This is a genomic window from Nocardia cerradoensis NBRC 101014, from assembly GCF_000308535.1.
Taxonomy (GTDB): domain Bacteria; phylum Actinomycetota; class Actinomycetes; order Mycobacteriales; family Mycobacteriaceae; genus Nocardia; species Nocardia cerradoensis.
Genome location: NZ_BAFW01000245.1, coordinates 1 through 24,026, shown reverse-complemented (window position 1 = coordinate 24,026; position 24,026 = coordinate 1). Strand labels below are relative to the sequence as shown.

Genomic DNA, 24,026 nt, shown 5'->3' with positions numbered 1-24,026 from the left:
CAGCCGCCGGGGGATTCACCGGACCCGGGCGAAGAACGTCCGGATGTCGCCGACCAGGACCTCCGGCGCCTCGTGCGCGGCGTAGTGTCCGGCCGCGTCGTTGGGCCCGCCGGTCACCGATCCCACGTCGTAGGAATTCCAGCTGACGATGTTCTCGTGGTCGCGCTCGGCGAACCGGCGGATCGACCGGAAATCCCCGGCGAACATGGCCAGTGCGGTCGGGGTGGTGGTCGGTCCGGACGGACGCTCGGTGGCGTGGGCGTTCTCGTAGTAGAACCGGATCGACGAGGCCGCGGTGCCGGTGAGCCAGTACAGCGCGATATTGCCGATCACGAATTCCGGATCGAGACCTTCGCCGAAAAGCTGTGCGTTCCAGCCCAACAGCCCGAGCGGCGAGTCGCTCAGCGCGTAGGCCAGCGTCTGCGGCTGCTGGCTGCACAGGATGTTGAACGCCATCTTGTTGTCCTGGAACCACTGCAGGTGCGCGAGCGCCCCCAGATCCTCTTCGGACAGTCCGTCGAATTCGGCGGGGTCGCCGGAGGGGAAGGAGAACAACTGCGTCACGTGGACGCCCACCACACGATCGCCGGCCAGCCGGCCGATCTCCGGGGAGATCATCGACCCGCCGTCGTTGCCGATCGCGCCGAAGCGCTGGTAACCGAGCCGATCCATCAACTCCACCCACGCGCGGGCGGTGCGCTGGGTGTCCCAGCCGGTGCTGCGGGTCGGGCCGGAGAAGCCGAAGCCCGGCAGCGACGGCAGGACCACGTGGAAGGCCGGGTGGTCGGGGGATTCCGGTTCGGTCAGCGCCTCGATCACGTCCAGGTACTCCAGCACCGAACCGGGCCAGCCGTGGGTGAGGATCACCGGCAGCGCATCCGGCCGCGACGAGCGGACGTGCAGGAAGTGAATATCCTCGCCGTCGATCTCCGTGCAGAACTGCGGATGCGCATTCAACCGCGCTTCCGTTGCGCGCCAATCGAAGTCGTTCAACCAGTACTTCGCCAGCGCGCGCACCCGATCGCCCGGCACGCCGTAGGCGTCGCCGACGCCGGGCAGCTCGTCCGGCCACAGCGCCTGGCGCAGCCGATCGGCGAGGTCGTCGAGGCGGTCCTGCGGGATGTCGATGTGGAACGGGCGGATGGTCATGATCGTCTCCTATTGGAACGGAATGTTTCGTTCTGATAGAACTATATCAGAACGGATCATTCCGTTTCAAGTGCTAGGCTGAAACCATGCCGAAACCAGCCGACGCCCCAGCTCACCAGGCGCTTCCCGGCCGCAAGGCGCAGGCCGCGCGCAACGACGGAATCATTCTCGACGCCGCGCGCGCGGTCTTCCTCGCCGATGCGACCGCCCCGATCGCGGCCGTCGCCGAACGTGCCGGGGTGGGGATCAGCGCGCTGTATCGCCGCTATCCGAGTAAGGAGGCGCTGCTGCGCACGCTCTGCTACCAGGGGTTGTGCCGCTACAACGCCGAGGCCGAGGCCGCGCTCGAGTCGGCGTCCGACGCCGACGTGCTCGCCGAATTCCTGCGCCGGGTGGTCGACGCCGATGTGCATTCGCTGACCGTGCGATTGGCCGGCACGTTCACTCCGGACGAATCGTTCGCGCCTCAGGTGCGACGCTCCGCGGAGCTGAACGAGGAAATACTGCGCCGGGCGCGGGTTTCCGGCGCCGTCCGCGACGGAGTGACGATCGCCGATCTCAGCCTGGTCCTGGAGGCCTGCGCCGCGATCATCCTCCCCGACGCCTCTCGAACCGCACAGTTACGCCACCGCATACTCGCGCTGCTGCTCGACGGACTGCGCACCCCCGGCGAACTCCCCGGTCCCGCACCGCAACCCGACGATTTCGTCGCCCGCTGGCAGCCCCGGAAGTAGCGGCGACGCCACGGTGGGCGCCGATGGAGCGGCGTGGGTAGCCGCCGAGATCACCGGTCGGCGCCGACCCACCTGCCGAGTGCCGCGCTCAGCCCCTCGGTGGTGGAAGTGCTTGCGGCCCAAGCGATATACCCGTCCGGTCGGATGAGGGTGTACACGGGCGCCGGAACGGAACCGAATCCGGGGACGATCCATTCGGTGGCCGGATCCGTGGCGCACACGATCTCGACGCGATCCTTCCATGCGCTGATATCGGGAACTTCGGCGGCATTGCGTACCAACAGAATCGGGCGTCCGGAACGCAGCAGCTCGTGCACGCGGGTGGGCCCGTCGGCGGTCGCGATATCGACGTCCGGCACGCGCCGGCCGCACAGTGGGTGCTCGTCCCCGCAGTCGTAGCGGATGTCCAGTGCGGTGATCATGAGCCCGAGGCGGTGGCGTACCTCATCGATCTCGAAAAGGTCGGACATGCTGTCGCGCAACGCGTCCACGTGCGCACCGGGCCGCGACAGCGCCGTCTGGGCGCGCGTATTCCGCAGTACACGCGCGGCGATCGGATGGCGTTCGGATTCGTAGGTGTCCAGCAGTGCGTCGGAGGCGTTGCCGCGCAGCACGGCCGCGATCTTCCAGCCCAGATTGACCGCATCCTGCAGCCCCAGATTCTGGCCCTGGCCACCGGCCGGGAAATGGATGTGCGCGGCGTCGCCCGCCAGGAACACTCGGCCGACCCGGTAGCGATCGGCCTGCCGGGCGGCATCGCCGTAGTGGGTGACCCACCGTGGGCGGTGCATGCCGAAATCGGTGCCCGCGAGTTCGGTGAACGCGTCGCGGAATTCGTCGAAGGTCAACGCAGTGCCACGTTCGCGCACCCGGTCGTGGCACTGGGCGATCAACCGGTACCACCCGGGCTCGAACTGGATCACCGAATAGTCGCCGGTCGCGCCGCGGGCGCCGAAGAACAGCTCGGCGGGGGGAGTGGCGAGTTCGACGTCGGCGATCATGCCCGTCACCGTCGCGTCCGTGCCGTCGAAGCCGATGCCCGCGAGCTTGCGCACCGCACTGCGCCCGCCGTCGCAGCCGGCCAGGTAGGCGGCGCGGATCCGGCGCGGACGGCTTCCGCCGACCTCGACCTCCACCCCGGAATCGTCTTGGCGGAATCCGTTGACGGGCGAATCCCACTGCACGGGCGCGCCGGCCGCCGTCGCGTGGCGGTCCAATTCGCCCTCGATCACCGACTGCAATACGGCCAGGGTGTAGGGGAAGCGGGTATGGAAATCGCCGAACTCGAGCGGGAGTCCGCCGAAGTGGCCCCGGGGCAGTGTGCGCCCCTGTCGCAGCAGGTCGTCGAGCAGACCGCGCTGATCGAGGATCTCCATGGTGTGCGCGTGGATACCTCCGGCGCGGGATTCACCGGTGCGCGCCGGCAGCGCGTCCAGGACCTCCACCGCGACCCCGGCCAGCCGCAATTCGTACGCGAGCATCAATCCGGTAGGTCCGCCACCTGCGACGACTACATCCGTTGTGTCCACGACCGGCTCCTTAACATTGTTAAACCCTTAACGCTGTTAAGGACACCAGAACGTTGTTAAGCTGTCAAGCAACAGACTGGAGGTGCGATGAAACTCGACGCCAACGCCATCGGCGCGGCCGCGCTGGAGCTGCTGGACGAGACCGGGCTCGACGGACTGACCATGCGCAAGGTGGCGTCGGCGCTCGATGTGCAGGCGCCGGCGCTCTACTGGCATGTCAAGAACAAGCAGGAACTGCTCGATGTGATGGCGCGCGCGGTCTTCGCCGCCGCGGTCGACCGCGTGGAGGGGCCGCGCCGGGGCGAGACCTGGCAGGACTGGATCGCCGAACTGGCCGGGCGCCTGCGCAGTTCGATGCTGCGGCACCGCGACGGTGGCAGACTGCTCGCCGGTACCTACGTCAGCGATGAATCCATGTGGCGCACCATGGAATTGACCCTACGCACGCTGGAGGACGCGGGGTTCTCCGCCGACGAGGCCGGGTGGGTCTTCCCGATCGTCCTGCACTACACGGTCGGATTCGTGATCGAGGAGCAGGCGCGCACCGGTGCGGATTACGGCGCCGACAACCCCTATGCGCATATCGACCGGGCGGTCGACCCCGATCGTTATCCGCGCACGGCGAATCTGGTCACGAAGTTGTCCGCCGTAGATCCGAACGACGAATTCGACCACGGCGTTCGCGTGATTCTCACCGGTATCCGGACGCTCGCGAACATCGAGCGATGAGCTGACATCCGCGGGCCGGCGGCACATCTGCGGCGCCGACGCGCACCCTGGCGGCGGGCGGCGTCGGCGCGCGCAGCGCAACGGCAGCGCCGTTACGGCACAACAGCTTTCGCTGTCACGACACGACCGGCAGGTAGACCTTTCCGCCGGCCTCGGCGAATTCGGCCGACTTCTCGGCCATACCGGCCTCGATGGCCTCCACGTCGGTGAGCCCCTGCTTCTCCGCGTACTCGCGTACATCGGCGGAGATGCGCATGGAGCAGAACTTCGGGCCGCACATCGAGCAGAAGTGGGCCGTCTTGGCGGGTTCGGCGGGCAGCGTTTCGTCGTGGTACTCCCGCGCGGTGTCGGGATCCAGCGACAGCGCGAACTGGTCGTGCCAGCGGAATTCGAAGCGCGCCTTGGACAATGCGTCGTCGCGTTCCTGCGCCCGCGGATGCCCCTTGGCGAGATCGGCCGAATGCGCGGCGATCTTGTAGGTGATGACGCCGGTCTTCACATCGTCGCGATTGGGCAGCCCCAGATGTTCCTTCGGGGTGACGTAGCAGAGCATCGCGGTGCCGGCCTGCGCGATGATCGCCGCGCCGATCGCCGAGGTGATGTGGTCGTAGGCCGGTGCGATATCGGTGGCGAGCGGGCCCAGCGTGTAGAACGGCGCCTCCTCGCACAGCTCCTCCTCGAGCCGCACGTTCTCCACGATCTTGTGCATCGGGACGTGCCCCGGGCCCTCGATCATCACCTGCACGCCATGGGATTTCGCGATCTTGGTCAGCTCGCCGAGTGTGCGCAGTTCGGCGAACTGCGCCTCGTCGTTGGCATCCGCGATCGAACCGGGCCGCAACCCGTCACCGAGGGAGAAGGTGATGTCGTATTTCGCCAGGATCTCGCACAGTTCCGCGAAGTTGGTGTACAGGAACGATTCCTGGTGGTGGGCCAGACACCATGCCGCCATGATCGAACCGCCGCGCGAGACGATGCCGGTGACGCGCTTGGCGGTCAGCGGGACGTAGCGCAGCAGCACCCCGGCGTGCACGGTCATGTAGTCCACGCCCTGCTCGGCCTGCTCGATCACGGTGTCGCGGTAGATTTCCCAGGTCAGCTGGGTCGGATCGCCGTTCACCTTCTCCAGCGCCTGGTAGATCGGCACGGTGCCGACCGGTACCGGCGAATTCCGCAGGATCCACTCGCGGGTCTCGTGGATGTTCTTACCGGTGGACAGGTCCATGATGGTGTCGGCGCCCCAGCGGGTGGCCCACACCATCTTCTCCACCTCTTCGGCGATCGAGGAGGTGACCGCGGAGTTGCCGATATTGGCGTTGATCTTCACCGCGAACTTCTTGCCGATGATCATCGGCTCGCATTCGGGGTGGTTGTGGTTGGCGGGGATCACGGCCCGGCCGGCGGCCACCTCGTCGCGCACCAATTCCGGCGAAACACCTTCGCGCGCAGCGATATACCGCATCTCGGCAGTGATCGCCCCGGCTCTGGCCCAGGCCAGCTGAGTACGTGGCCCCGGCACGTCCGGCCGGGTCCAGCCGGCGCGGAGCTTCGGCAGTCCGGCCTCCAGGTCGATCGTGGCCGAATCGTCGGTGTACGGGCCGGAGGTGTCGTAGACGTCGAAGTGTTCGCCGTTGGTCAGGTTGATCCGGCGGACCGGGATGCGCAGGGTCGTCCCGTCGGCGTCGATCTGCTCGTAGTGCTTTGCGCTGCCCGCAATGGGGCCGGTGGTGACATGGTTCGACGACATGTAGCTCAATCCTCCCTACGCCGGCATTACCCGGTCAGGTTCGTACGGTCGACGGCCCTGAACCGCCCGAATGGGCTAGCCGTCCTCTCAGCCCGCTGGTGCGAGCCCCCGTTGGCACGATGTGGTACCCGGCCGAGGGTACCGCGCGACCGTGGGGCGCGTCACTCGGCCGGGTCTTGTACTAGGACTTGTACAGCTCTTCGATCTCGTCGGCGAAATCGCGGAGGACCAGATTGCGCTTGAGCTTCAGCGACGGCGTGATGTAGCCGTTGGCCTCGCTGAATTCGATCCGCAGGAGCCGGAACTTGCGGACGGCTTCGGCCTGTGAGACGGCCCGGTTTCCTTCGTCGATCGCGTCCTGGACAGAGCTCAGCAGGTCGGGGTCGGAGTAGAGATCGGTGAGCGTGGCCTCGGCGGGCTTGCCGTGCAACTGCTTCCAGGTCGGGAGGTGCTCGGTGTCGATGGTCACCAGACAACTGACGAACGGCTTGCCGTCGCCCACGACCATGGCCTCGCCGATGATGGCGTGGGATCGGATGCGATCCTCGAGCACCGCGGGCGCGACGTTCTTGCCCCCCGCGGTCACGATGAGCTCCTTCTTACGGCCGGTGATCGTGAGGTAGCCCTCCGCATCGAGCGAGCCGACATCGCCGGTGGCGAACCAGCCGTCGCGGAAGGTGGCCTCGGTCGCGGCGGGATTGTGCCAGTAGCCGGTGAACACGCTGGGTCCGCGGAGCAGGATCTCTCCGTCGTCGTCGATGCGCACCGCGCAGCCCGGCGCCGGCTGGCCGACGGTTCCGATCTTGGGCTGGTCGTCCGGGTTGAAGGTGATGGCTCCAGAGGTTTCGGTCAGGCCGTAGCCCTCCAGCACCGTGAAGCCGACCCCGCGGAAGAAGTGCCCCAGCCGTGCGCCGAGCGGAGCCCCGCCGGACAGGGCGTGCGTGGCCCGGCCGCCGAGGGCGGCACGCAACTTGCTGTAGAGCAGGCGGTCGAACAGCGCGTGTCGCACGCGCAGATGCCACGGGACGTGGCCCCGGTCGAGCGCGCGGCTGTAGGAGATCGCCGTCGCGGCGGCGACTTCGAAAATCCTGCCGCGGTGGGTCAATTGGGCCTGGCTGCGAGCACCGTTGTAGACCTTTTCGAAGACTCTGGGCACGCCGAGGATCAGCGTCGGCCGGAAAGTGCCCAGTTCGGCGGTGACATCCTTGACATCGGCCACGTAGCCGATCTTGATCGGAACGAGCGTGGCGGCGATCTCCGCGATCCGGCCGAGCACGTGAGCCAGCGGCAGGAACAGCAGGATCGACGACTCGCCGGTGCGGAACAGCTGCGGCAGCCGAGCGGTCGTGTTGCCCAGTTCGGCGAGCAGATTGCCATGGGTCAGCCCGCAGCCCTTCGGCCGGCCCGTGGTGCCGGAGGTGTAGACGATGGTGGCGAGTGAATCCGGGCCGACAGCGGACCGGCGCCGGTCCGGTTCGGCGTCGTCGATCTCGGTTCCGGCCCGAGTGAGAACGTCGACCGCGCCCGCCTCGATCTCCCAGATGTGGGCGAGATCGGGCACCTGTTCGTGGACCTTGTTCACGACCGCCGTATGCACGTTCGTTTCGGTGACCATGGCGACGGCGCCGGAATCGGAGAGGATCCACTGCACCTGTTCCGCGGAGGATGTCGGATAGATCGGAACGCTGACCGCGCCCGCGCACCAGACCGCGAAATCGAACAGTGTCCACTCGTAGCGGGTACTGGACATGATCGCTACCCGATCGCCGGGGCCGACACCTTCGGCGATCAGTCCTCGGGCGGTCGCTCGCACCTCGGCGAGGAATTGCGCGGCGGTCATGTCGTGCCACCGGCCGTCGCGTTTCAGGCCGATCACCCCGAGGTCGGGATGGAGTTCGGCATTGCGGTACACGAGGTCTCCGAGAGAGGCCTCGGCCGGAACGTCGTAGAGAGCCGGCAGGCTGAATTCGTGCATAACTGCTCCTGGTGGGCCGCGCTGCCGTTGGCTTGGCCTGGCTGGATGAGATCGCACGCATTGTGTTGTAGATCACATTCTACGATCACCGGTTCGCGGGAAGAATACGGCCGCCGACTTCTCCGAGAGCGATGCGGGCGCCGCCGGGGCCAGGGGCCGTCGCGGTGAGCAGGACCGTATCCCCGTCGGCGAGGAAGGTTCGCTCGCAGCCGCCGACGTCGACCGGGTGGGCGCCGTTGCCGGAGAGTTCGATGAACGATCCGCTCTGGTCCTGCCGGGGTCCCGAGATCGTGCCGGAGGCGAACAGATCTCCGGGCCGGGTGCCGGCGCCGTTGACGGTCAGATGGGCCAGCATCTGCGCCGCCGACCAGTACATCGCGCGATAGGGTGGCGCGCTGACCGGGACGCCGTTCCAGTGCACCCGCACGTCGATGTCGAATCCCCAATCCTGGTGTCCCCGGAGATAGGAAAGCGGTTCGGGTCTTTGTTCCGGCACCGCGATCCGGGCGGATTCCAGCGCGGCGAGCGGAGTGATCCACGCCGCCAGCGAGGTGGCGAACGATTTGCCGAGAAACGGGCCGAGCGGCTGTCCCTCCCACGCCTGGATGTCGCGGGCCGACCAGTCGTCGACCAGCGCCACGCCGAAGACGTGGCCGGCGAAGTCGTCCACCGCGATCGAGGTGCCGATCTCGGAACCGACGCCGACGACGAAGCCGAGTTCCGCCTCGATGTCCAGCCGCGTGGAGGGCGCGAATTCCGGTGCGCCCGAGGCGGTCCGGCGCTGCCCGCACGGGCGTCGCACCGGCGTACCCGAGACCACCACGCTGCCCGCCCGCCCGTGATAGCCGACCGGCAGATGACGCCAATTCGGGAGCAGCGGTTCGCCGTTCGGCCGCAGGAAGCCGCCCAGCCGGGTGGCGTGGTCGATACTGGCGTAGAAGTCCACGTAGTCGCCGATGGATATCGGCAGCTTCAGCCGCACCGACTCCAGTGGATGGATCGCGGCCGCGGGCAGCGGAGCGCGCACGGCGTCCCGTAATCGTTCGCGCACGGTGTGCCAGCGGGCCGGGCCCTGCGCGAGGAAGCCGTTCAGCGTCGGTCGCGCGAAGATCGAATCATCCAGCAGCGCAGCGATATCCAGTACCTGCGCGCCGAACCGGATGCCGGCGCGGAACGGACCGCCGGGCGGTGCGAACACCCCGTAGGGCAGGTTGTCCGGCCCGAACGGGTCGTCGTCGGCGATGTTCAGCCGCACCGTCGCGGTCACGCCCGCCCCGAACTCGGCCCGTGCCCCGACCAGGTCCACGCATAGTCCGGATCCTCGCAGGCCAGCGCGCCCTCACCGAGGCCCAGCGGGCGGAAGGTGTCGACCATCACCGCCAATTCGTCGAAGAATTCCACGCCGATGCTGCGTTCGTAGGCGCCCGGCTGCGGGCCGTGTGCGTATCCGCCCGGATGCACCGAGACCGAACCCGGTCCGATACCGGAACCGCGGCGGGCTTCGTAGTTTCCGCCGCAGTAGAACAGGATCTCGTCGGAGTCGACGTTGGAGTGGTAGTAGGGCACCGGAATCGACAGCGGGTGATAGTCGACCTTGCGCGGTACGAAGTCGCAGATCACGAAGTTCGTACCCGCGAAGGCCTGATGCACCGGGGGCGGCTGATGAATGCGGCCGGTGATCGGCTCGAAATCGGCGATATTGAACCGATACGGGTACAGGCAGCCGTCCCAGCCCACCACGTCGAACGGATGATCGGCGTAAACCATTCGGGTGCCGAGTATTTCGGCGCCGGGCCGATGTTTCACCAGAACCTCGACCTCGGTCCCGGATTCCTGCAGCGGTTCGGCCGGACCGTGCAGATCCCGCTCGCAGTACGGCGAATTCTCCAGGAACTGGCCGAATGCGGACAGATAGCGTTTCGGTGCGGTGATATGCCCGGTCGCCTCGACGATATAGCCGCGCAGCGGTTCCGGTCCGTCCGGCCGCCAGCGATGCGTGGTCGCCCGCGGCAGCAGGACATGATCGCCGGCGCGCACCGGCAGCCGCCCGAAAACGGTGTCCACCACACCCGAACCGGCTTCGACGTAGACGAGTTCGTCACCGATCGCGTTGCGGTACAACGGGGATTCGCGCATCGCCGCCACATAGGAGATGCGCACGTCGTCGTTGCCGAGGATCAGGCGGCGGCCGGTCACGACGTCGGTCCGCGCGAGCACGGACTCGGGGAACAGGTCGTGCAGCCGCAGGTGCCGGTGCCGCAGCGGATGGTTCGGCACGGTCCGCGAATTCGGCGGCCGCCACGCGGAGGAATCGACGATCGCCGGCGGCAGGCCGCGGTGGTACAGCAGCGACGAGTCGCCGGTGAAGCCTTCCTCGCCCATCAGCTCCTCGTAGAGCAGCCGCCCCCGGTCGTCACGATGCTGGGTGTGCCGCTTCGGCGGTAGGGAACCCAGTTGCCGATAGAACGCCATACCGCTCTCCCGCCGGGTCGCTGGTCGAATGGACGCCGATTTCCATTTTAGCTAGCGCGATTGCCGGAGAGTGCGAACTTTGATCGGCAGAAATACCAGTCGAGGGGCGGTTTCGCGACAGCGCTCAGGCCGAGCGCAGCGCCCGGTAGACCGCGGCGCCGACGAATGCGCCCAGATCCTGCGGGGTCCACTTGTCGCCCTCGGTCAGCAGTGTGCGCACCGCGCCCTCACCGGCGGAGACCCACAACTCGACCAGTGCGGGCAGTTTGCGTTCCGCGTCGACCGTGCCCCAGGCCTCCAGGGTGGGCCGCAGCCGGCGGGTGCAGCGCTCGACCGCGACGCTGCGCCCGCGTCCGAACGAACTCGCCACCGCCGGATCGGGATTGCCGTGCAGCAGTTTCCAGGTGTCGGGACGTTTGGAGACGGTCTCCAGCAGGGCGCGGAAGCCCTCGATGAAGACCTCTTCGTCGGCCTCGACCCGGCGCGGTGGCAGGGCGTCCATGATGCCGGCCAGCAGCAGGCCCTCCTCGCGCTGGATCAGGGCGTTGATGAGTTCGACGCGGTCGGCGAAGCAGGCGTAGACCACCGGCCGGGTCACGGTCAGGCGTTCGGCGACGGCGGCGATGGTGACGGCCGCGATGCCCTCGTCCGCCGCGATGCGCAGCGCCGCGTCCAGAACCTGCGGGCGTCGGCGTTCGGGGCCGAGATGCTGGGCCCGTTGACGCGGTCGCACCGCGGATTCCGAAGCCATGGCGAACAAGATAGCAGTGGTAGAGGCCGATTATGGCGGTCGCATGGTGCCACCGCGGAGCAGGTGTACGGACGGGACGCGGCCGCTCGCGGATATCGAATGCGAGCATATTCCGAGCAAACCACCGCGAGGCGGCGCACGATTGGGGAAAGTGAATCGCGGATGGACTGGTCCGCCCGCATAAGTTACCCCGAATTCTCTAGTCTCGGCCGGTTACGGTTGCGTAAGTGAACCCGGGTACGGCAACCTCCGACGGAGAACATCCCACGACGGCGAGGAGGCCCTGAGCGTGTCGCACTACAAGGCGAACATTCGGGATATCGAGTTCAACTTGTTCGAGGTGTTGGGGATCGGTGCGCTGCTGGAGGCCGGCGCGTACGGCGATCTGGATACCGAAACCGCACGCGGAATGCTCACCGAGGTGCAGCGGTTGGCCGAGGGGCCGGTAGCCGAATCGTTCGTCGACGCCGATCGCAATCCGATCTCGTTCGATGCCGCCGAGCACGAGGTCGTGGTGCCCGACCCGCTGCGCAAGACGGTCGCGGCGGTCAACGAGGCCGGCTGGTCCGGGCTGGGCATGCCCGAGGGGATGGGCGGCGTCGACGCCCCGTCGCCGCTGATCTGGGCGACGCAGGAAATGCTCGTCGCGGCGAACAATTCGGCCAGCTTCTTCAATATGGGCCCGCTCATGCACCAGGTGCTCTATCGCGAGGGCACCGAGGAACAGCGCCGGTGGGCCGAGCACGCCTGGGAAAACCGCTGGGGCGGAACGATGGTGCTCACCGAACCCGATGCCGGATCCGATGTCGGCATGGGTCGCACCAAGGCCGTGCAGCAGCCCGACGGTACCTGGCACATCGAAGGCGTGAAGCGTTTCATCTCCGGCGGTGACGTCGGCGATACCGCCGACAACATCCTCCACCTCACCCTCGCGCGGCCCGAGGGCGCCGGTCCGGGTACCAAGGGCCTGTCGCTGTTCGTGGTGCCGAAGTACCTGTTCGACTCGCAGACAATGGAATTGGGCGAACGCAACGGCGTGCTGGTGACCAATCTCGAACACAAGATGGGCATCAAGTCCTCGCCCACCTGCGAGCTGACCTACGGCGGCGACAAGCCCGCGGTCGGTTATCTGGTCGGCGATGTGCACAACGGCATCGCGCAGATGTTCAAGGTCATCGAGAACGCGCGCATGATGGTCGGCGTGCTGTCGGCGGGCACGTTGTCCACCGGATACCTGAACGCGCTGGAGTACGCGAAGTCTCGCGTCCAGGGCGCCGACCTGACCCAGATGGCCGACAAGACCGCCCCGCGCGTCACCATCACCCATCACCCGGACGTCCGGCGCAGCCTGGCACTGCAGAAGTCGTATGCGGAGGGCCTGCGGGCGCTGTACCTGTACACCGCTGCGTACCAGAACGACGATGTGGCACAGGCGAATTTCGGCGCTGACCCCGACACCGCCGCGCGGGTCAACGACCTGCTGCTGCCGATCGTCAAGGGTGTCGGCTCGGAACGGGCGTACGAAACCCTCACCGAGACGCTGCAGACCTTCGGCGGATCGGGATATCTGCAGGACTACCCGATCGAGCAGTACATCCGCGACGTGAAGATCGACTCGCTGTACGAGGGTACGACCGCGATCCAGGCGCAGGACTTCTTCTTCCGCAAGATCGTTCGCGACAAGGGCGTGGCGCTGGCGCATGTCGCCGGACTGGTGCAGCAGTTCGTGGAGAGCGAGCCCGACACCCTCAAGGCGGAGAAGACCCTGCTGGGCGCCGCGCTCGCGGATGTGCAGGCGATGGCGACCGCGCTCACCGGTTATCTGGTGGCCGCCGCGCAGACGCCGGAGGAGATCTACAAGGTCGGCCTCGGTTCGGTGCGTTTCCTGCATGCCGTGGGCGATCTCGTCATCGGCTGGCGGCTGCTCGCGCAGGCCCAGGTCGCGCAGGCCGCGCTGGCCGGGCAGCCGTCGGAGAAGGATCGGCTGTTCTACACCGGAAAGGTCGGTGTCGCATCGTGGTTCGCCAAGAACCAGCTGCCGCTGCTCAGTGGCGTGCGGGCCGTGGTGGAGAACCTCGACGCCGACATCATGCAGTTGGAAGAGGGCGCCTTCTAGACCGCAGAGCTCTCATCGCGCCTACGGCCGGCCGGGAAATCCCGGTCGGCCGTGGCGTATTCGTGTCCGACTCGCCCGCGTGTGGTACCCGAATGCGGGTACAACTGTCGGCATGGTGTTCCCGATAGCCTTCGGCTGGATCCAGGCATTGCTGGCGGTGCTCTTCGTCGTCGCGATCGCGATGCTGGTCACGGCCGTCCTCCGCGCCCGGAAAGCGGGCTGGCGCAGGCATATCGGGCGCGGCGCGAGCGGTCTGGTGGTGCTGCTGGTGGCGGTCGTCCTGCTGTGGGCGGTGACGCTACTGCAGACCTACCTCGGGCTGACCGGTGAGGTGAAAGCCGCCCACGTCGTCGTGAAAAGCGTTGCGGGCAGCGACCATACCCTCGATGTGGAGCTCACCCTCTACGGCGACGGCCACCACGACGAGACTCACCAGACCTATCGGATCGAGGGCGATCTGTGGGTGCTACAGGCCGATATCGTGGAATTGGAGCCGTGGGTCAACGCGCTCGGCTTCCATTCCGGCTACAAGGTGACCCGGCTCTACGGGCAACGACTCGACGGCACCGCGGTGAGCCAGCACCAGACCATGCTCAACGGCGGCGACGGTGACTTCTTCACCGATATGCGCGATCACAGCTGGTACACCGAACCGTTCATCCGCTCGGCGTACGGCAACGCGGTGATCGCGATGCCCGGCAGCTACGACGTCTACATCTCCCACGACGCCATCAAGACCCGGCAGAGCTGACCTCCGGCCCTGGCTGCTGCTCCGAGAATTCGACCACCACGGGCGCGTGATCGCTGGCGCCCTTCCCTTTTCGTTCCTCACGGTCGACCCCGGCATCGACGGCGCGGGCGCTCAGGGCGGGAGAGGCGAGGACGAAATCGATGCGCATCCCCTCCTTGCGCGGAAAGCGCAGCTGCGTGTAGTCCCAGTAGGTGTAGACACCCGGGCCGGGCGCGAACGGGCGCATCACATCGGTGAATCCCGCCGCCACGACGGCCTCGAACGCGGCGCGCTCCGGTGCCGAGGTGTGCGTCTTGTGCGCGAAGAATTCCGGCGACCACACGTCGTCGTCGGTCGGGGCGATATTCCAGTCGCCGCACAGCGCGATCTGCGCCGACGGATCGGCCCGCAGCCACGCGTGCCCGGAATCACGCAGGGCCGCAAGCCATTCCAGCTTGTAGGCGTAGTGCGGGTCCGTCAGCGTGCGGCCGTTGGGTACGTACAGGCTCCATACCCGGACGCCGCCGCAGGTGGCGCCGATCGCCCGGGCCTCCACCACCGGCGCGCTCAGCAGCGAGGCCTCGGCGTCCTTGTCGAATCCGGGCTGGCCCGGGAAGGTGACCTCGACGTCGTCGATGCCCACCCGGGAGGCGATCGCCACCCCGTTCCACTGACTGAATCCGGTGTGCACGATCTCGTAGCCGGCTTCCTCGAACCGCTCGGCCGGGAACTGGTCGTCGCGGCATTTGGTTTCCTGGATGGCCAGTACATCGATATCGGCGCGGTCCAGCCACGACACCACCCGGTCCACGCGAGATCGAATCGAATTCACATTCCAGGTGGCCAACCGCATGCAGCGAGATTAGTCGGCCGGTTCACTCCCGCCGGTGGCGGCCCGCGTCGGGGTCCGGTGCGGCGTAGCGGTAGTTGTGGTGGTCCACGAAGCCCATCTCCCGGTACATCGCGAGAGCCGCGGCGTTGTTCGCCTCCACCTGGACGTAGGCGTGGGTGGCGCCCCGTTTGTAACCCCAGTTGATCAGCTCGGCGCAGACGAGGGTGCCCAGGCCGTGCCGGCGGTGTGGTGCGGCGACCGCGAGACAGCTCAGCCCGATCCAGCGGCGGCCGTCGGGGGCGGTGGTGAGGGCGCCGCGGCCGATCGCCAGCGGGGTCGGCAGGCCCAGCGCGGCGAAACCGAGTTCACCGTCGCGGACCGCGGTGAGCACGTCGGTGTCCGGCAGCGGGGCGGCGACGTCGACGGTGTCCTCGCCGCGGTGGCGGTGCAATTCCAGCCACGCCGGATGCGGGCCCTCGTCGATGCGGACCATCGACGGACCCTGCGGCAGGACGAACGTGGAGATATCGATGCCGAGCACCATCGTCTCGCCCCAGGTGCGCCAGCCCAGCGGCACCGGCGCCAGACGATCGGGGAGCCGAAGTTGCAGCGGCAGGCCGTGTTCGGTGTACCACTCGCCGATGCGGTGCAGTGTGCGCATGTCGAGGGCGGCGTTGCGACCCGATTCGCCCAGCGGCACAGCGGAATTCGCGCGATGGGTGTACCCGTTGCCGATGCTGCACAGCCAGCCGTCGAACCAGGCCCGTTCGAGTCCGGGCCAGCCGTCGATGGCCGCCGCTTCCAGCGCGCGGATCTCACCGATCCGAATCGGGCGCGGGCCCAGTGCTTTCACCGCCACCACCCGATCGGTGGTGATGGTCACGACGGTGCCGTCGGCGGTGCGGATCTGCACCGGATCCGGTGCGACGAGCTCGCCGATCACATCCGTGAACTGCTGTGGATAACCCTCGGGCAGGCGGTACCGCACCACCACCCGGCGCCCGATCGGGATATCGGGACGGTCAGTCGTCATGTCCGAACGGATCCGGCACCTCGCCCGGCACCCAGCTCAAACCCGGTGTGCCCCAGCCGTTGCGCTTGATCGCCTTCTTCGCGGCGCGGGCGTTGCGGCCGATCAGCACGTCCACATAGAGGAATCCGTCGAGGTGGCCGACCTCGTGCTGGAGCATGCGGGCGAAGAACCCCTCGCCCTCGATCGTCACCGGCTCGCCGTGTTCGTCGGTGCCGGTGACCCGCGCCCAGTTCGCGCGGCCGGTGGGGAACTGCTCACCCGGAACGGAGAGGCAGCCCTCCTCGTCGTCGTCGGGATCGGGCATGGTTTCGGGGATCTCGGAGGTCTCCAGCACCGGATTGATCACCGTGCCGCGCCGCCGTTGCACCGAACCGTCGGGCTGTACGTCGGGGCAGTCGTAGACGAACAACCGCAGCGATTCACCGACCTGATTGGCGGCGAGCCCGACTCCGTTGGCGGCGTCGAGGGTTTCGTACATGTCCGCGATCAGGCCGGCGAGTTCGGCCGGCGACTGCGACACCTGTTGGGTCGGGTTGTGCAGAACCGGATCGCCGACGATGCGGATCGGGAGAATCGCCATGGTGGCACACTTTACGCGGCGCCGCGTGTACGGCCCGACACGCCGTACGACGCCTCGGTGAACGGGTGTGCCGCGTGGTTGAATGACGACGACTGTCGTCCGTTGTTGATTCGGCGAGGGAGCGATATGGACAGCGCAGCGGCCCGGAATCTATCCGCAAGCGAGGACAGCTCCGCGAGCGAAGAGATCGCGGCAGTGGTCGAAGGCGCCTCCGGCGTGGTGGTCGAGGTAGCCCCCGAGGGCGGTGTGGTCGACGGTCTCACCCGCCGCGAACTGGAAATCCTCGATTTCGAGCGCAAGTGGTGGAAGTACGCGGGCGCCAAGGAAGAAGCCATCCGGGACCTGTTCGCGATGTCGGCCACCCGCTACTACCAGGTCCTCAACACCGTCGTCGACAAGCCCGAGGCGCTGGCCGCCGATCCGATGCTGGTGAAACGGCTGCGCCGGTTGCGGGCTAGCCGGCAGAAATCGCGGGCGGCGCGGCGGCTGGGCTTCCAGGTCTGACCGGCGCATGTCCGATGCGCGCGCCCGCTCATCCCTGCGACTAGGGTCGACACCGTGAGCAACCCGAATCCGCCCTCCGGTGGACCGCCGCTGCGAGCACTCGCGATGGTGCTGATCGCGCTGGCCATCGTCTTCGCGGGCCTCGGCGCGATGGCGCTGTCGAATTCGACGTCCGACTCCGCTGCCGCGGAGACCTCGTCGGAGACCGAGACGACGGCCGTCCCGGTCACCACCACCCGCGCCGCCGCCACGACGCCCTCGACGACGGCGGCCACGACCACCGCGGCGCCGGCGACCACGCTCACGACGACCACTGCGGCCCCGACCAGCACCGCGGCCGGTGTGGACAAGACCGTCCCGGTCCGGGTGCTGAACAACAGCACCGTCGCCGGCCTGGCCTCCAAGACCGGGAGCCAGCTCACCGCGGCGGGCTTCGACGTCACCGAGACCGGCAACTACCCCGGCGGTGTGATCGCGAAAACAACTGTCTACTACGGAAATTCCCCGCACGAACGGGAGACGGCCCAGGCGATCGCGAATGAGCTGGGCGTATCGGCCGAGCCGCGTTTCGCCGGAATCGCGGACTCGCCGCCGGGCGTCATCGTCATCGTCACGGGTAACTAGAACCCAACCGAGCCCCACCAGTGCGGTGCACAACGGCTCTGGCATCATCTTGTCCGGTAAGGAATCTGTTCAACCAGCACTACTCGTAAACTCGGTACTCGTAAAGGAGTTCTCCGATGGCCCCCTCCGCAACCCGTCGCCCGTCCTGGCGGACTGTGACCCCGATGCTGGCGATCGCGGCTTTCGGCCTGGTCGCCTGCAGCAACAGCCAGGAGTCGAGCGACGTCAAGGGGACCACCCCCGCGGTGTGGACCGGTACCGCCGGTCCGGCGGAGAACTCCGGGACCGGCGCCGCGCAGAACCCGCCCTCCGGCGATTCGGTGTCGGTGCAGTTGAAGGATCCCTCGGGCGCGCAGGTCGGCACCGCCACCATCGCCAAGTCGGGCGACAAGCTGCAGATCACCGTCGACGCGCACGGCCTGCAGCCGGGCTTCCACGGCCTGCACATCCACCAGAACGGCAAGTGCGAGCCGAACTCCACCGCCCCGTCCGGCGGCGCGCCGGGCAACTTCCTCTCCGCCGGTGGCCACCTCCAGGTGGGCGAATCGAACGCCCATCCGTCCAGCGGCGATCTGACCTCGCTCGAGGTCGGCAAGGACGGCACCGCGAAGCTGGTGACCACCACCGACTCCGTGACGCTGGATCAGGTCAAGGGCAAGGCGCTGATGATCCACGCCGGCGCCGACAACTTCGGCAACATCCCGAACCGCTACCAGCAGGCCAACGGTGGCGCGCCCGGGCCCGATGCCGAGACTCTGGCAACCGGCGACGCGGGCGGCCGGGTCGCCTGCGGCGTCATCGGGTAAGAGCGGATTCGTCATGGGTGGGGCTGGCTCTCGAACGGTTCCCTGGAACGGCTCGCCCCGCCCGACGCTGGGCGTCGAATGGGAGATCGCGCTCGTCGACAAACAGACGCGCAATCTCTCCAATACGGCCGCCGCGGTCTTCGACCAGGTCGGTGATCTGCGGGCGCCCAACGGCCCGCCGCACGTCACCAAGGAACTGCTGAAGAACACGGTCGAACTCGTCAGCGGTGTCCACGACACCGTCGGCGAGGTGGTCGACGAGATGCACGCCACGATGGACATCGTGCGCGCGGCCGCCGACCGGGTCGGAGTGGACCTGTTCTGCGCGGGCACCCATCCGTTCGCCCAGTGGTCGACGCAACAGCTGACCCGCTCCGAGCATTACGACGAACTGATCAGCCGCACCCAGTGGTGGGGGCGCCAGATGCTGATCTGGGGCGTGCACGTGCACGTGGGAGTCTCGCACCCGGAGAAGGTCTTTCCGATCCTCAACACGCTGCTGCTCTCCTATCCGCATCTGCTGGCGCTGTCGGCGTCCTCACCGATGTGGGCCGGCATCGATACCGGGTACGCGAGCAATCGCGCGCTGATGTTCCAGCAGCTGCCGACCGCCGGATTGCCGTTCCAGTTCGAGAACTGGTCGCAATTCGAGTCGTTCGTGCACGACCAGATGAAAACCGGTGTGTTCGAACAGCTCGGCGGTATGCACTGGGATATCCGCCCCGCGCCGAAGTGGGGGACCATCGAGGTCCGCGTATGCGACGGAATCCCCAGTCGCTTCGAACTTTCCGCACTCGTCGCGCTGATCCACTGCCTGATCGTGGATCTGGATCGCCGGGTGGAGGCGGGGGAAACCATGCCCACCCTGCCGCCGTGGCATGTCCAGGAGAACAAGTGGCGCGCAGCGCGTTACGGGCTGGACGCGATCATCATCACCGACTCCGACAGCAACGAGCGGCTGGTCACCGACGATCTGATGGATCTGCTGGACCGATTGCAGCCCACCGCGAAGCTGCTGCAGTGCGAGAACGAACTCGCGCGGGTGCCCGATATCGTCGAACGCGGGGCGTCGTATCAACGCCAGCGGCGAGTGGCGGCCGCCGCGCAGGGCGATCTGGTCGCGGTGGTGGACGCGCTGGTCAAGGAGCTCAACAGCTGAGTCGGCGCGGTGCCCGCCTCAGCGGGGCGGCGCGGCCGGGGTGATGGCGGTGCCGGCCAGCAGCAGGGCGGCGATCAACTCCGTGAGATGAGTTCGGGTGGCGCGGAATTCGCCACGGATCCAGGCGGCCACCAGTTCCAGCGTGCCGCTGACGACGGCGTAGGCGGTCATATCCAGGTCGAGCGGGGCGGCGGCCGGATCGGGCGGGCGTAGTTCCCGCACCACGGCGGCCATGGCGGCGGCGATCTCGCGCTGCGTGCTGAGCCGGCCGCTCTGCAATGCCGCATCGGAGTGGGATGCCAGTACGAGTGCCTGCCGCCGCGGGTCCGCGGCGAGGAAGCCGAGGGCGGCATCGGCGGCGGCGCGGACCTGTTCGCGCAGATCCGGCCCCGCGGCGAGCGTGGCCGAGATCACGGCCGCGATACCATCCGCGGTGAGCTGCCCGGCCAGGGCCTGGACCAGGACGTCGCGATCGGCGAAGTGCTCGTAGAAGTAGCGATCGTTCAGGCGGGCCCGGGCGCAGACCGCGCGCTTGGTCACCGCACCCGCGCCGCCCTCGGCGAGCAGGTCCAATGCCGCGTCGAGCAGGGCGGTGCGGCGCCGTTCCCGCCGTTCGGCGGCGCTGATCCCGCCGTAGCCGCGCACCGCGCGACCTCGGGACTCGGCTTCCGAGCTCATGATCTTGACCACCACTCTCTTTTGGTGCACTCTGACACCAGAATTATTTGTGGTGCCGCACGGCACCACACTAGTCGGAACAAGGGAGTTCTGTGATGACCTGCCCCGTGTCCCACGAGACGTCGACGCGGGCGCCCGCCGCGTCCGGGCACGCCGCCGCTGCCACGCCCAGCGCTGCCGTGGAACGGTTCGAGCGGGTGGCCGGGTCGGTCTTCCTCGGGCTGTTCGGTCTCGGGCTGTACGACCAGACCATGCTGCCCGCCGTCTCGGCCGCGCTGGAGGTCACCGGCCGGGTGCGCGACGAGCCGTGGGGGCGGGCGCGGCGCACCGCGGCGGCCGATCAGATCCTGTACCAAGGCGAGGAGGCCGACCGGCTCGCAGAGGCCGAGCGGTTGCTGCGACTGCACCGCGATGTGAAGGGAGTCGGCTCCGACGGCGTGCGGTATTCGGCGCTGGCGCCGGAGTCGTGGAACTGGATCCTGTACTCCGCCTTCTTCGTTCAGTACCACGCCTACCGGACCGTCACCGGCGACGAGCCCACGGCCGCCGACGATCAGGCGATCTGGGACGCGTTCCGGGCGAGCACCGCGCCGCTGCACCTGCCCGGCCGGTCCACGCCGATCGCCGACTATCGCGAGATGGTCGAGCACTACAACCGCGTGGTCGCCGAGCAGTTGCGGCGCACCCCCACTCTGGCCGCGGCCACGGGCGCGATCGACGCGGCGCCGCGGCCGGATTTCCTGCCGCCGATCGCCGAACCGCTGTGGCGGGTGGCTGCCCCGTTCATCCGGCACGTGATCATCGTGCTGGGGTGCGGGATCATGCATCCGCAGGTGCGCGAGCTCATGCCGTATCCGTGGACGCCGCGGCGGGAACGCGAATTCCATGCTCTCGCAACGGTATTGCGTGTGGCCTATCGCGCGCTACCGGCCGCGGTGACCGATACCGCCCTGGCTCGCAATCGCCGTCGCTACCGCCGGCTGGTCACGAAATATCGAGGGATGGGCCTGAATTCGTTCGCTCCGGACCTGGTGTCGGCGCGGCGCTGAATCGTTTCGAGCCGCCGCTACTCGCGCCCGACCGGGAGGAATCGGGCGACCTGCTCGTCGGCGAGGAAGTCCAGCAGTAACCGGTTCACCAGTTCGGGCTTTTCCAGGGGCAGCGCGTGTGAAGTCCCGGGAACGACGGCCAGCTGCGCATCGGCGACGGTGCGGGCGAGCAGCGCGCTGTGCTCGACCCGCACCCAGTCGCCGTCACCCTGCATGAACAGCGTCGGTGCGGTGATGCGGGCGATCTCGTCGAGCGGGATCTCGGGCTCCTCGCGCCACATGCGCATGATCTTGTCGTAGACGACCGGGAAGTGGTCCGGACCGTCCGGTGACAGCGGCGCGTGCAATCCTTCGAACATGGCACGGGTGCCGGCGTCCTCGGCGAAACCGTCCAGTGCCGCCCGCGAGGACGCCCACTCACCGTCCAACGACAGATATTGGCCGATCACAACGAGTTTGCCGACCAGCTCCGGTCGTGTGATGGCAACCAGCGCGGCCACCGCGCCGCCGTCGCTCCACCCGATCAGATGGGCGCCGCGCAACGCCATGGCGTCCAGCCAGGCGGCCGTATCCTCGGCCATCGACGCATAGGTGATCGGCCCGGGCACATCGGCGGTCCTGCCGTGTCCGCGTCGCTCCGGGACGTACACCCGATAGTGCCGGGCCAGCTCGCCCACCTGCTGTCCCCACGACTCGGCCGTCCCCAGCCCGCCGTGCAACAACACCACCGGCGCACCGTCACCGTGCACCTCGTAGTAGGTCCGCAACCCGCCCGCGTCGACGTATTCACCCATGCGTGCAGTCTGGTCCGAACGCGTCGCATCCGTCGTGCGGACCGCTGACATGTGGCCCATATCGCCGGTTCGCCGGGGCGACATCAGGTTTCGGCCACGCGACGACGAGGGCGACCGGGCGGCGCCGACTAGCGGTGCTGGCCGGCGCGCTGGAATTCGCGCCAGGCCTTCTGGGTTTCGGTGAGCTTCGGGCGGGGCGTCCGGTTGCGGAAGAAGTTCACCACCATCGTCACCGGAACGATGAATGCGTGAAAGAAGATCAGGTACGAGCCGCCGTCGAACAGGAAGGCGAGGTAGCAGGCGTAGCCGAGGAAGAGGCCGCCGAAGATGCCGTTGAAGGATCGTGTCGCGTTGCTCTGACCCTGCTGCACCGACGCCATGGCGATCATGACGATCCCGCTGATCGCGAGCAGAGCGACATACCAAGTGAACATGGTGGGAACTGTGGCAGCGTGGCCCTGGTAATCGCTTACGGAAAAGTTGTCGCGCCGAGCGCCCGTCGCGCCGATGGCACAGATCACATCCGTCGCCGACGTTTCCGTTAGGCGAGGGGCGGCGTTCATCACCTGTTTACGATGATCGGGTGCTGCTCGATGATCCGCGTTCCGACTTCGGTGACGCTCGCCGTGGACGGTTCCGGAAGTGGTCGCCGCACATCGGGGTCCGGGTGCTGCTCATCGCGGTCCCGGCGCTGCTGATCGTGTTGGAGATCCTGGCCGCGCGCAACAACTTCGAGGGCCCGCTGCACAGCCTCTGGGAGGATTTCGCGGGGACGCCGAAATCGGTCTCCGTGCCGTGGGCGGGGCTGGCCCTGGCGCTGGTCGGATTGTCGTGGCGGTGGCGGTTTCTCGCCGTGGGCGCGGCGGTGATCGTCGATGCCGTCTGCGCGACGATCCGCGTGCTGCTCGGCGGTCCACTGACCGTCGGCAACGGCGCGGTCATCGCCCTCACCGCGGTGGCGCTGATCGCCTGGCTCGGCTGGGAGGGCACGCGCAAACGCAACGCCCTCCGGGCGGCGGCACTGGGATCGCTGCTGATCATCGCCACCAAAGTCGGTGATGTGTGGCTGCACTTCACGGTGGTGGCCGGCCCGGACGTCCGCGACCGCTATCTGGTGCTGGCCGATCACGCCTTCGGTGAGCCCGCCTGGGTGATGGGCCGGGTGATCGACGCCCTCGGCCCGGTGGTCTACGGCGTATTGCATTGGGTCTACATCGAATTGCCGGTGGCCGCGATGGTGGTGGCGGTCTGGCAACTGCGCAAGGTGGTGCCCACCGGGACATGGCCTCGGCATTATCTGGTGCGCACCTTTCTGGTGCTGGGTCTGGTCGGCCCGGTGATCTACCTGATCTTCCCGGTGGTCGGGCCGATGTTCGCCTTCGGACCGGACGGTCACGGCCTGCAGGTCGGCAACTACTGGCCGCATCTGGTGCCGCCCACCGACTATCACCCCGAGCCGATGCCGTTCGACCGGTATACGCCGCGCAACTGCATGCCCTCGATGCACACCGCCTGGGCGACCGCGCTCTTCCTGCACACCCGCCGCGACAACGACGGTGCGCCGGCACCCCGCTGGGTGCGCTGGCCCGGGACGTTCTGGTTGCTCGCGACGCTGTCGGCCACTCTGGGTTTCGGCTATCACTACGGCGCCGACCTGCTGGCCGGGGCCGTGCTGGCCCTGACCGTCGAATCGGTGCTGCGCGCACCCGAGCGCGGCTGGGATCGGCCGCGCGCACTGCTGGTCGCCGCCGGATTCACGCTGCTGATCGGGTTGCTGCTCGCCTACCGGTATCTGGCGGTGTGGATGGCCGAGTATCCGCTGCCCGCCGGGATCATCGCGCTCGGGTTGTTCGCCGGATTCGTGTCGGCGTTCTATCGCACCTGGTTCGCGCGCACGACCGCGGACGTCGCCGAACCGGTCGCGGCGTAGGGTTCGGCGTAGCGATTTTCGGGCGTAGCGATTTTCAGGAGTAGGGATTTCAGTCGTCGGGCAGGTCCTCGTCGCCCATTTCGTTGATCAGCAGCAGCCCGTCGC

General features: G+C 67.8%; 23 protein-coding genes. 10 read left to right on the top strand and 13 right to left on the bottom strand.

Annotation, left to right across the window (positions count from 1 at the left end; translation table 11 throughout):
* Nucleotides 1–15: 15 nt before the first annotated feature.
* Entirely contained in the window at nucleotides 16–1,149 is a 1,134-nt protein-coding gene (locus tag ON23_RS25810) for an epoxide hydrolase family protein (protein WP_039781362.1), read from the bottom strand.
* 86 nt (nucleotides 1,150–1,235) lie between these two features.
* Between ON23_RS25810 and ON23_RS25805 the strand changes: the two genes are divergently transcribed.
* Nucleotides 1,236–1,883, top strand: coding sequence for a TetR/AcrR family transcriptional regulator (locus ON23_RS25805; protein ID WP_039781360.1), 648 nt, complete (start codon nucleotides 1,236–1,238; stop codon nucleotides 1,881–1,883).
* A gap of 50 nt (nucleotides 1,884–1,933) precedes the next feature.
* Here ON23_RS25805 and ON23_RS25800 read toward each other — a convergent pair whose 3' ends face one another.
* Complete coding sequence (locus ON23_RS25800; protein ID WP_039781358.1) at nucleotides 1,934–3,412, bottom strand: FAD-dependent monooxygenase; 1,479 nt, start codon at nucleotides 3,410–3,412, stop codon at nucleotides 1,934–1,936.
* 87 nt (nucleotides 3,413–3,499) lie between these two features.
* On the opposite strand from ON23_RS25800, the gene ON23_RS25795 reads away from it, so the two are divergent.
* On the top strand, nucleotides 3,500–4,141 hold the full coding sequence (locus ON23_RS25795) for a TetR/AcrR family transcriptional regulator C-terminal domain-containing protein (RefSeq protein WP_039781356.1): 642 nt from the start codon (nucleotides 3,500–3,502) through the stop codon (nucleotides 4,139–4,141).
* A gap of 115 nt (nucleotides 4,142–4,256) precedes the next feature.
* On the opposite strand, the gene thiC is transcribed toward ON23_RS25795, so the two are convergent.
* The 5 genes from thiC to ON23_RS25770 form a co-directional block, all read right to left on the bottom strand.
* Nucleotides 4,257–5,888, bottom strand: coding sequence for a phosphomethylpyrimidine synthase ThiC (thiC, locus tag ON23_RS25790; protein ID WP_039781355.1), 1,632 nt, complete (start codon nucleotides 5,886–5,888; stop codon nucleotides 4,257–4,259).
* Between the two features lie 181 nt (nucleotides 5,889–6,069).
* Nucleotides 6,070–7,863 carry an AMP-dependent synthetase/ligase gene (locus ON23_RS25785; RefSeq protein ID WP_039781354.1) on the bottom strand — a complete coding sequence of 598 codons (1,794 nt, stop codon included), beginning with the start codon at nucleotides 7,861–7,863 and terminating at the stop codon, nucleotides 6,070–6,072.
* Between the two features lie 85 nt (nucleotides 7,864–7,948).
* Nucleotides 7,949–9,112 (bottom strand): fumarylacetoacetase, encoded by a 1,164-nt coding sequence (fahA, locus tag ON23_RS25780; protein WP_210743961.1) that lies wholly within the window; start codon nucleotides 9,110–9,112, stop codon nucleotides 7,949–7,951.
* 14 nt (nucleotides 9,113–9,126) lie between these two features.
* On the bottom strand, nucleotides 9,127–10,335 hold the full coding sequence (locus tag ON23_RS25775; RefSeq protein ID WP_039781353.1) for a homogentisate 1,2-dioxygenase: 1,209 nt from the start codon (nucleotides 10,333–10,335) through the stop codon (nucleotides 9,127–9,129).
* Nucleotides 10,336–10,459: 124 nt separating this feature from the next.
* A complete protein-coding gene (locus tag ON23_RS25770) occupies nucleotides 10,460–11,086 on the bottom strand; it encodes a TetR/AcrR family transcriptional regulator (protein WP_039781352.1) in 627 nt (208 codons plus the stop codon).
* Between the two features lie 289 nt (nucleotides 11,087–11,375).
* Between ON23_RS25770 and ON23_RS25765 the strand changes: the two genes are divergently transcribed.
* Nucleotides 11,376–13,202 (top strand): acyl-CoA dehydrogenase, encoded by a 1,827-nt coding sequence (locus ON23_RS25765; RefSeq protein ID WP_039781351.1) that lies wholly within the window; start codon nucleotides 11,376–11,378, stop codon nucleotides 13,200–13,202.
* A gap of 112 nt (nucleotides 13,203–13,314) precedes the next feature.
* Complete coding sequence (locus tag ON23_RS25760) at nucleotides 13,315–13,953, top strand: hypothetical protein (protein WP_039781350.1); 639 nt, start codon at nucleotides 13,315–13,317, stop codon at nucleotides 13,951–13,953.
* Here ON23_RS25760 and ON23_RS25755 read toward each other — a convergent pair.
* From ON23_RS25755 to ON23_RS25745, 3 genes are read right to left on the bottom strand one after another with little or no spacing between them, the layout of a single operon-like run.
* The gene (locus ON23_RS25755; protein ID WP_051043337.1) at nucleotides 13,934–14,785 is read right to left on the bottom strand and encodes an exodeoxyribonuclease III; all 852 of its coding nucleotides are present in this window, start codon (nucleotides 14,783–14,785) and stop codon (nucleotides 13,934–13,936) included. The two genes, ON23_RS25760 and ON23_RS25755, sit on opposite strands and share 20 nt — an antisense overlap.
* Before the next feature lie 22 nt (nucleotides 14,786–14,807).
* The gene (locus ON23_RS25750; RefSeq protein ID WP_039781349.1) at nucleotides 14,808–15,797 is read right to left on the bottom strand and encodes an N-acetylglutamate synthase, CG3035 family; all 990 of its coding nucleotides are present in this window, start codon (nucleotides 15,795–15,797) and stop codon (nucleotides 14,808–14,810) included.
* Nucleotides 15,787–16,377 carry a peptide deformylase gene (locus ON23_RS25745; RefSeq protein ID WP_039781348.1) on the bottom strand — a complete coding sequence of 197 codons (591 nt, stop codon included), beginning with the start codon at nucleotides 16,375–16,377 and terminating at the stop codon, nucleotides 15,787–15,789. The genes ON23_RS25750 and ON23_RS25745 overlap by 11 nt, the downstream gene beginning before the upstream one ends.
* Before the next feature lie 126 nt (nucleotides 16,378–16,503).
* On the opposite strand from ON23_RS25745, the gene napA reads away from it, so the two are divergent.
* From napA to ON23_RS25725, 4 genes are all read left to right on the top strand, one after another.
* Nucleotides 16,504–16,881: a nucleoid-associated protein NapA gene (gene napA / locus ON23_RS25740; protein ID WP_039781347.1), complete on the top strand. Its 378-nt coding sequence runs from the start codon at nucleotides 16,504–16,506 to the stop codon at nucleotides 16,879–16,881.
* Between the two features lie 54 nt (nucleotides 16,882–16,935).
* Nucleotides 16,936–17,505, top strand: coding sequence for a LytR C-terminal domain-containing protein (locus ON23_RS25735; RefSeq protein ID WP_039781346.1), 570 nt, complete (start codon nucleotides 16,936–16,938; stop codon nucleotides 17,503–17,505).
* 116 nt (nucleotides 17,506–17,621) lie between these two features.
* Nucleotides 17,622–18,311 carry a superoxide dismutase[Cu-Zn] gene (sodC, locus tag ON23_RS25730; protein WP_039781345.1) on the top strand — a complete coding sequence of 230 codons (690 nt, stop codon included), beginning with the start codon at nucleotides 17,622–17,624 and terminating at the stop codon, nucleotides 18,309–18,311.
* A gap of 13 nt (nucleotides 18,312–18,324) precedes the next feature.
* Complete coding sequence (locus ON23_RS25725) at nucleotides 18,325–19,470, top strand: glutamate--cysteine ligase (RefSeq protein ID WP_039781343.1); 1,146 nt, start codon at nucleotides 18,325–18,327, stop codon at nucleotides 19,468–19,470.
* 18 nt (nucleotides 19,471–19,488) lie between these two features.
* Here ON23_RS25725 and ON23_RS25720 read toward each other — a convergent pair whose 3' ends face one another.
* Complete coding sequence (locus ON23_RS25720) at nucleotides 19,489–20,178, bottom strand: TetR/AcrR family transcriptional regulator (protein ID WP_157170293.1); 690 nt, start codon at nucleotides 20,176–20,178, stop codon at nucleotides 19,489–19,491.
* Nucleotides 20,179–20,243: 65 nt separating this feature from the next.
* Between ON23_RS25720 and ON23_RS25715 the strand changes: the two genes are divergently transcribed.
* On the top strand, nucleotides 20,244–21,197 hold the full coding sequence (locus ON23_RS25715; RefSeq protein WP_039781342.1) for an oxygenase MpaB family protein: 954 nt from the start codon (nucleotides 20,244–20,246) through the stop codon (nucleotides 21,195–21,197).
* 17 nt (nucleotides 21,198–21,214) lie between these two features.
* Here the strand turns inward: ON23_RS25715 and ON23_RS25710 are convergent, their stop codons facing one another.
* Both ON23_RS25710 and ON23_RS25705 read right to left on the bottom strand, forming a co-directional pair.
* Entirely contained in the window at nucleotides 21,215–21,991 is a 777-nt protein-coding gene (locus ON23_RS25710) for an alpha/beta fold hydrolase (protein ID WP_039781341.1), read from the bottom strand.
* A 128-nt stretch (nucleotides 21,992–22,119) separates the two neighbouring features.
* Nucleotides 22,120–22,557, bottom strand: a complete 438-nt coding sequence (locus tag ON23_RS25705) for a hypothetical protein (protein WP_244970061.1) — start codon at nucleotides 22,555–22,557, stop codon at nucleotides 22,120–22,122.
* Between the two features lie 89 nt (nucleotides 22,558–22,646).
* Between ON23_RS25705 and ON23_RS25700 the strand changes: the two genes are divergently transcribed.
* A complete protein-coding gene (locus ON23_RS25700) occupies nucleotides 22,647–23,921 on the top strand; it encodes a phosphatase PAP2 family protein (protein WP_039781406.1) in 1,275 nt (424 codons plus the stop codon).
* Nucleotides 23,922–24,026 lie beyond the last annotated feature (105 nt).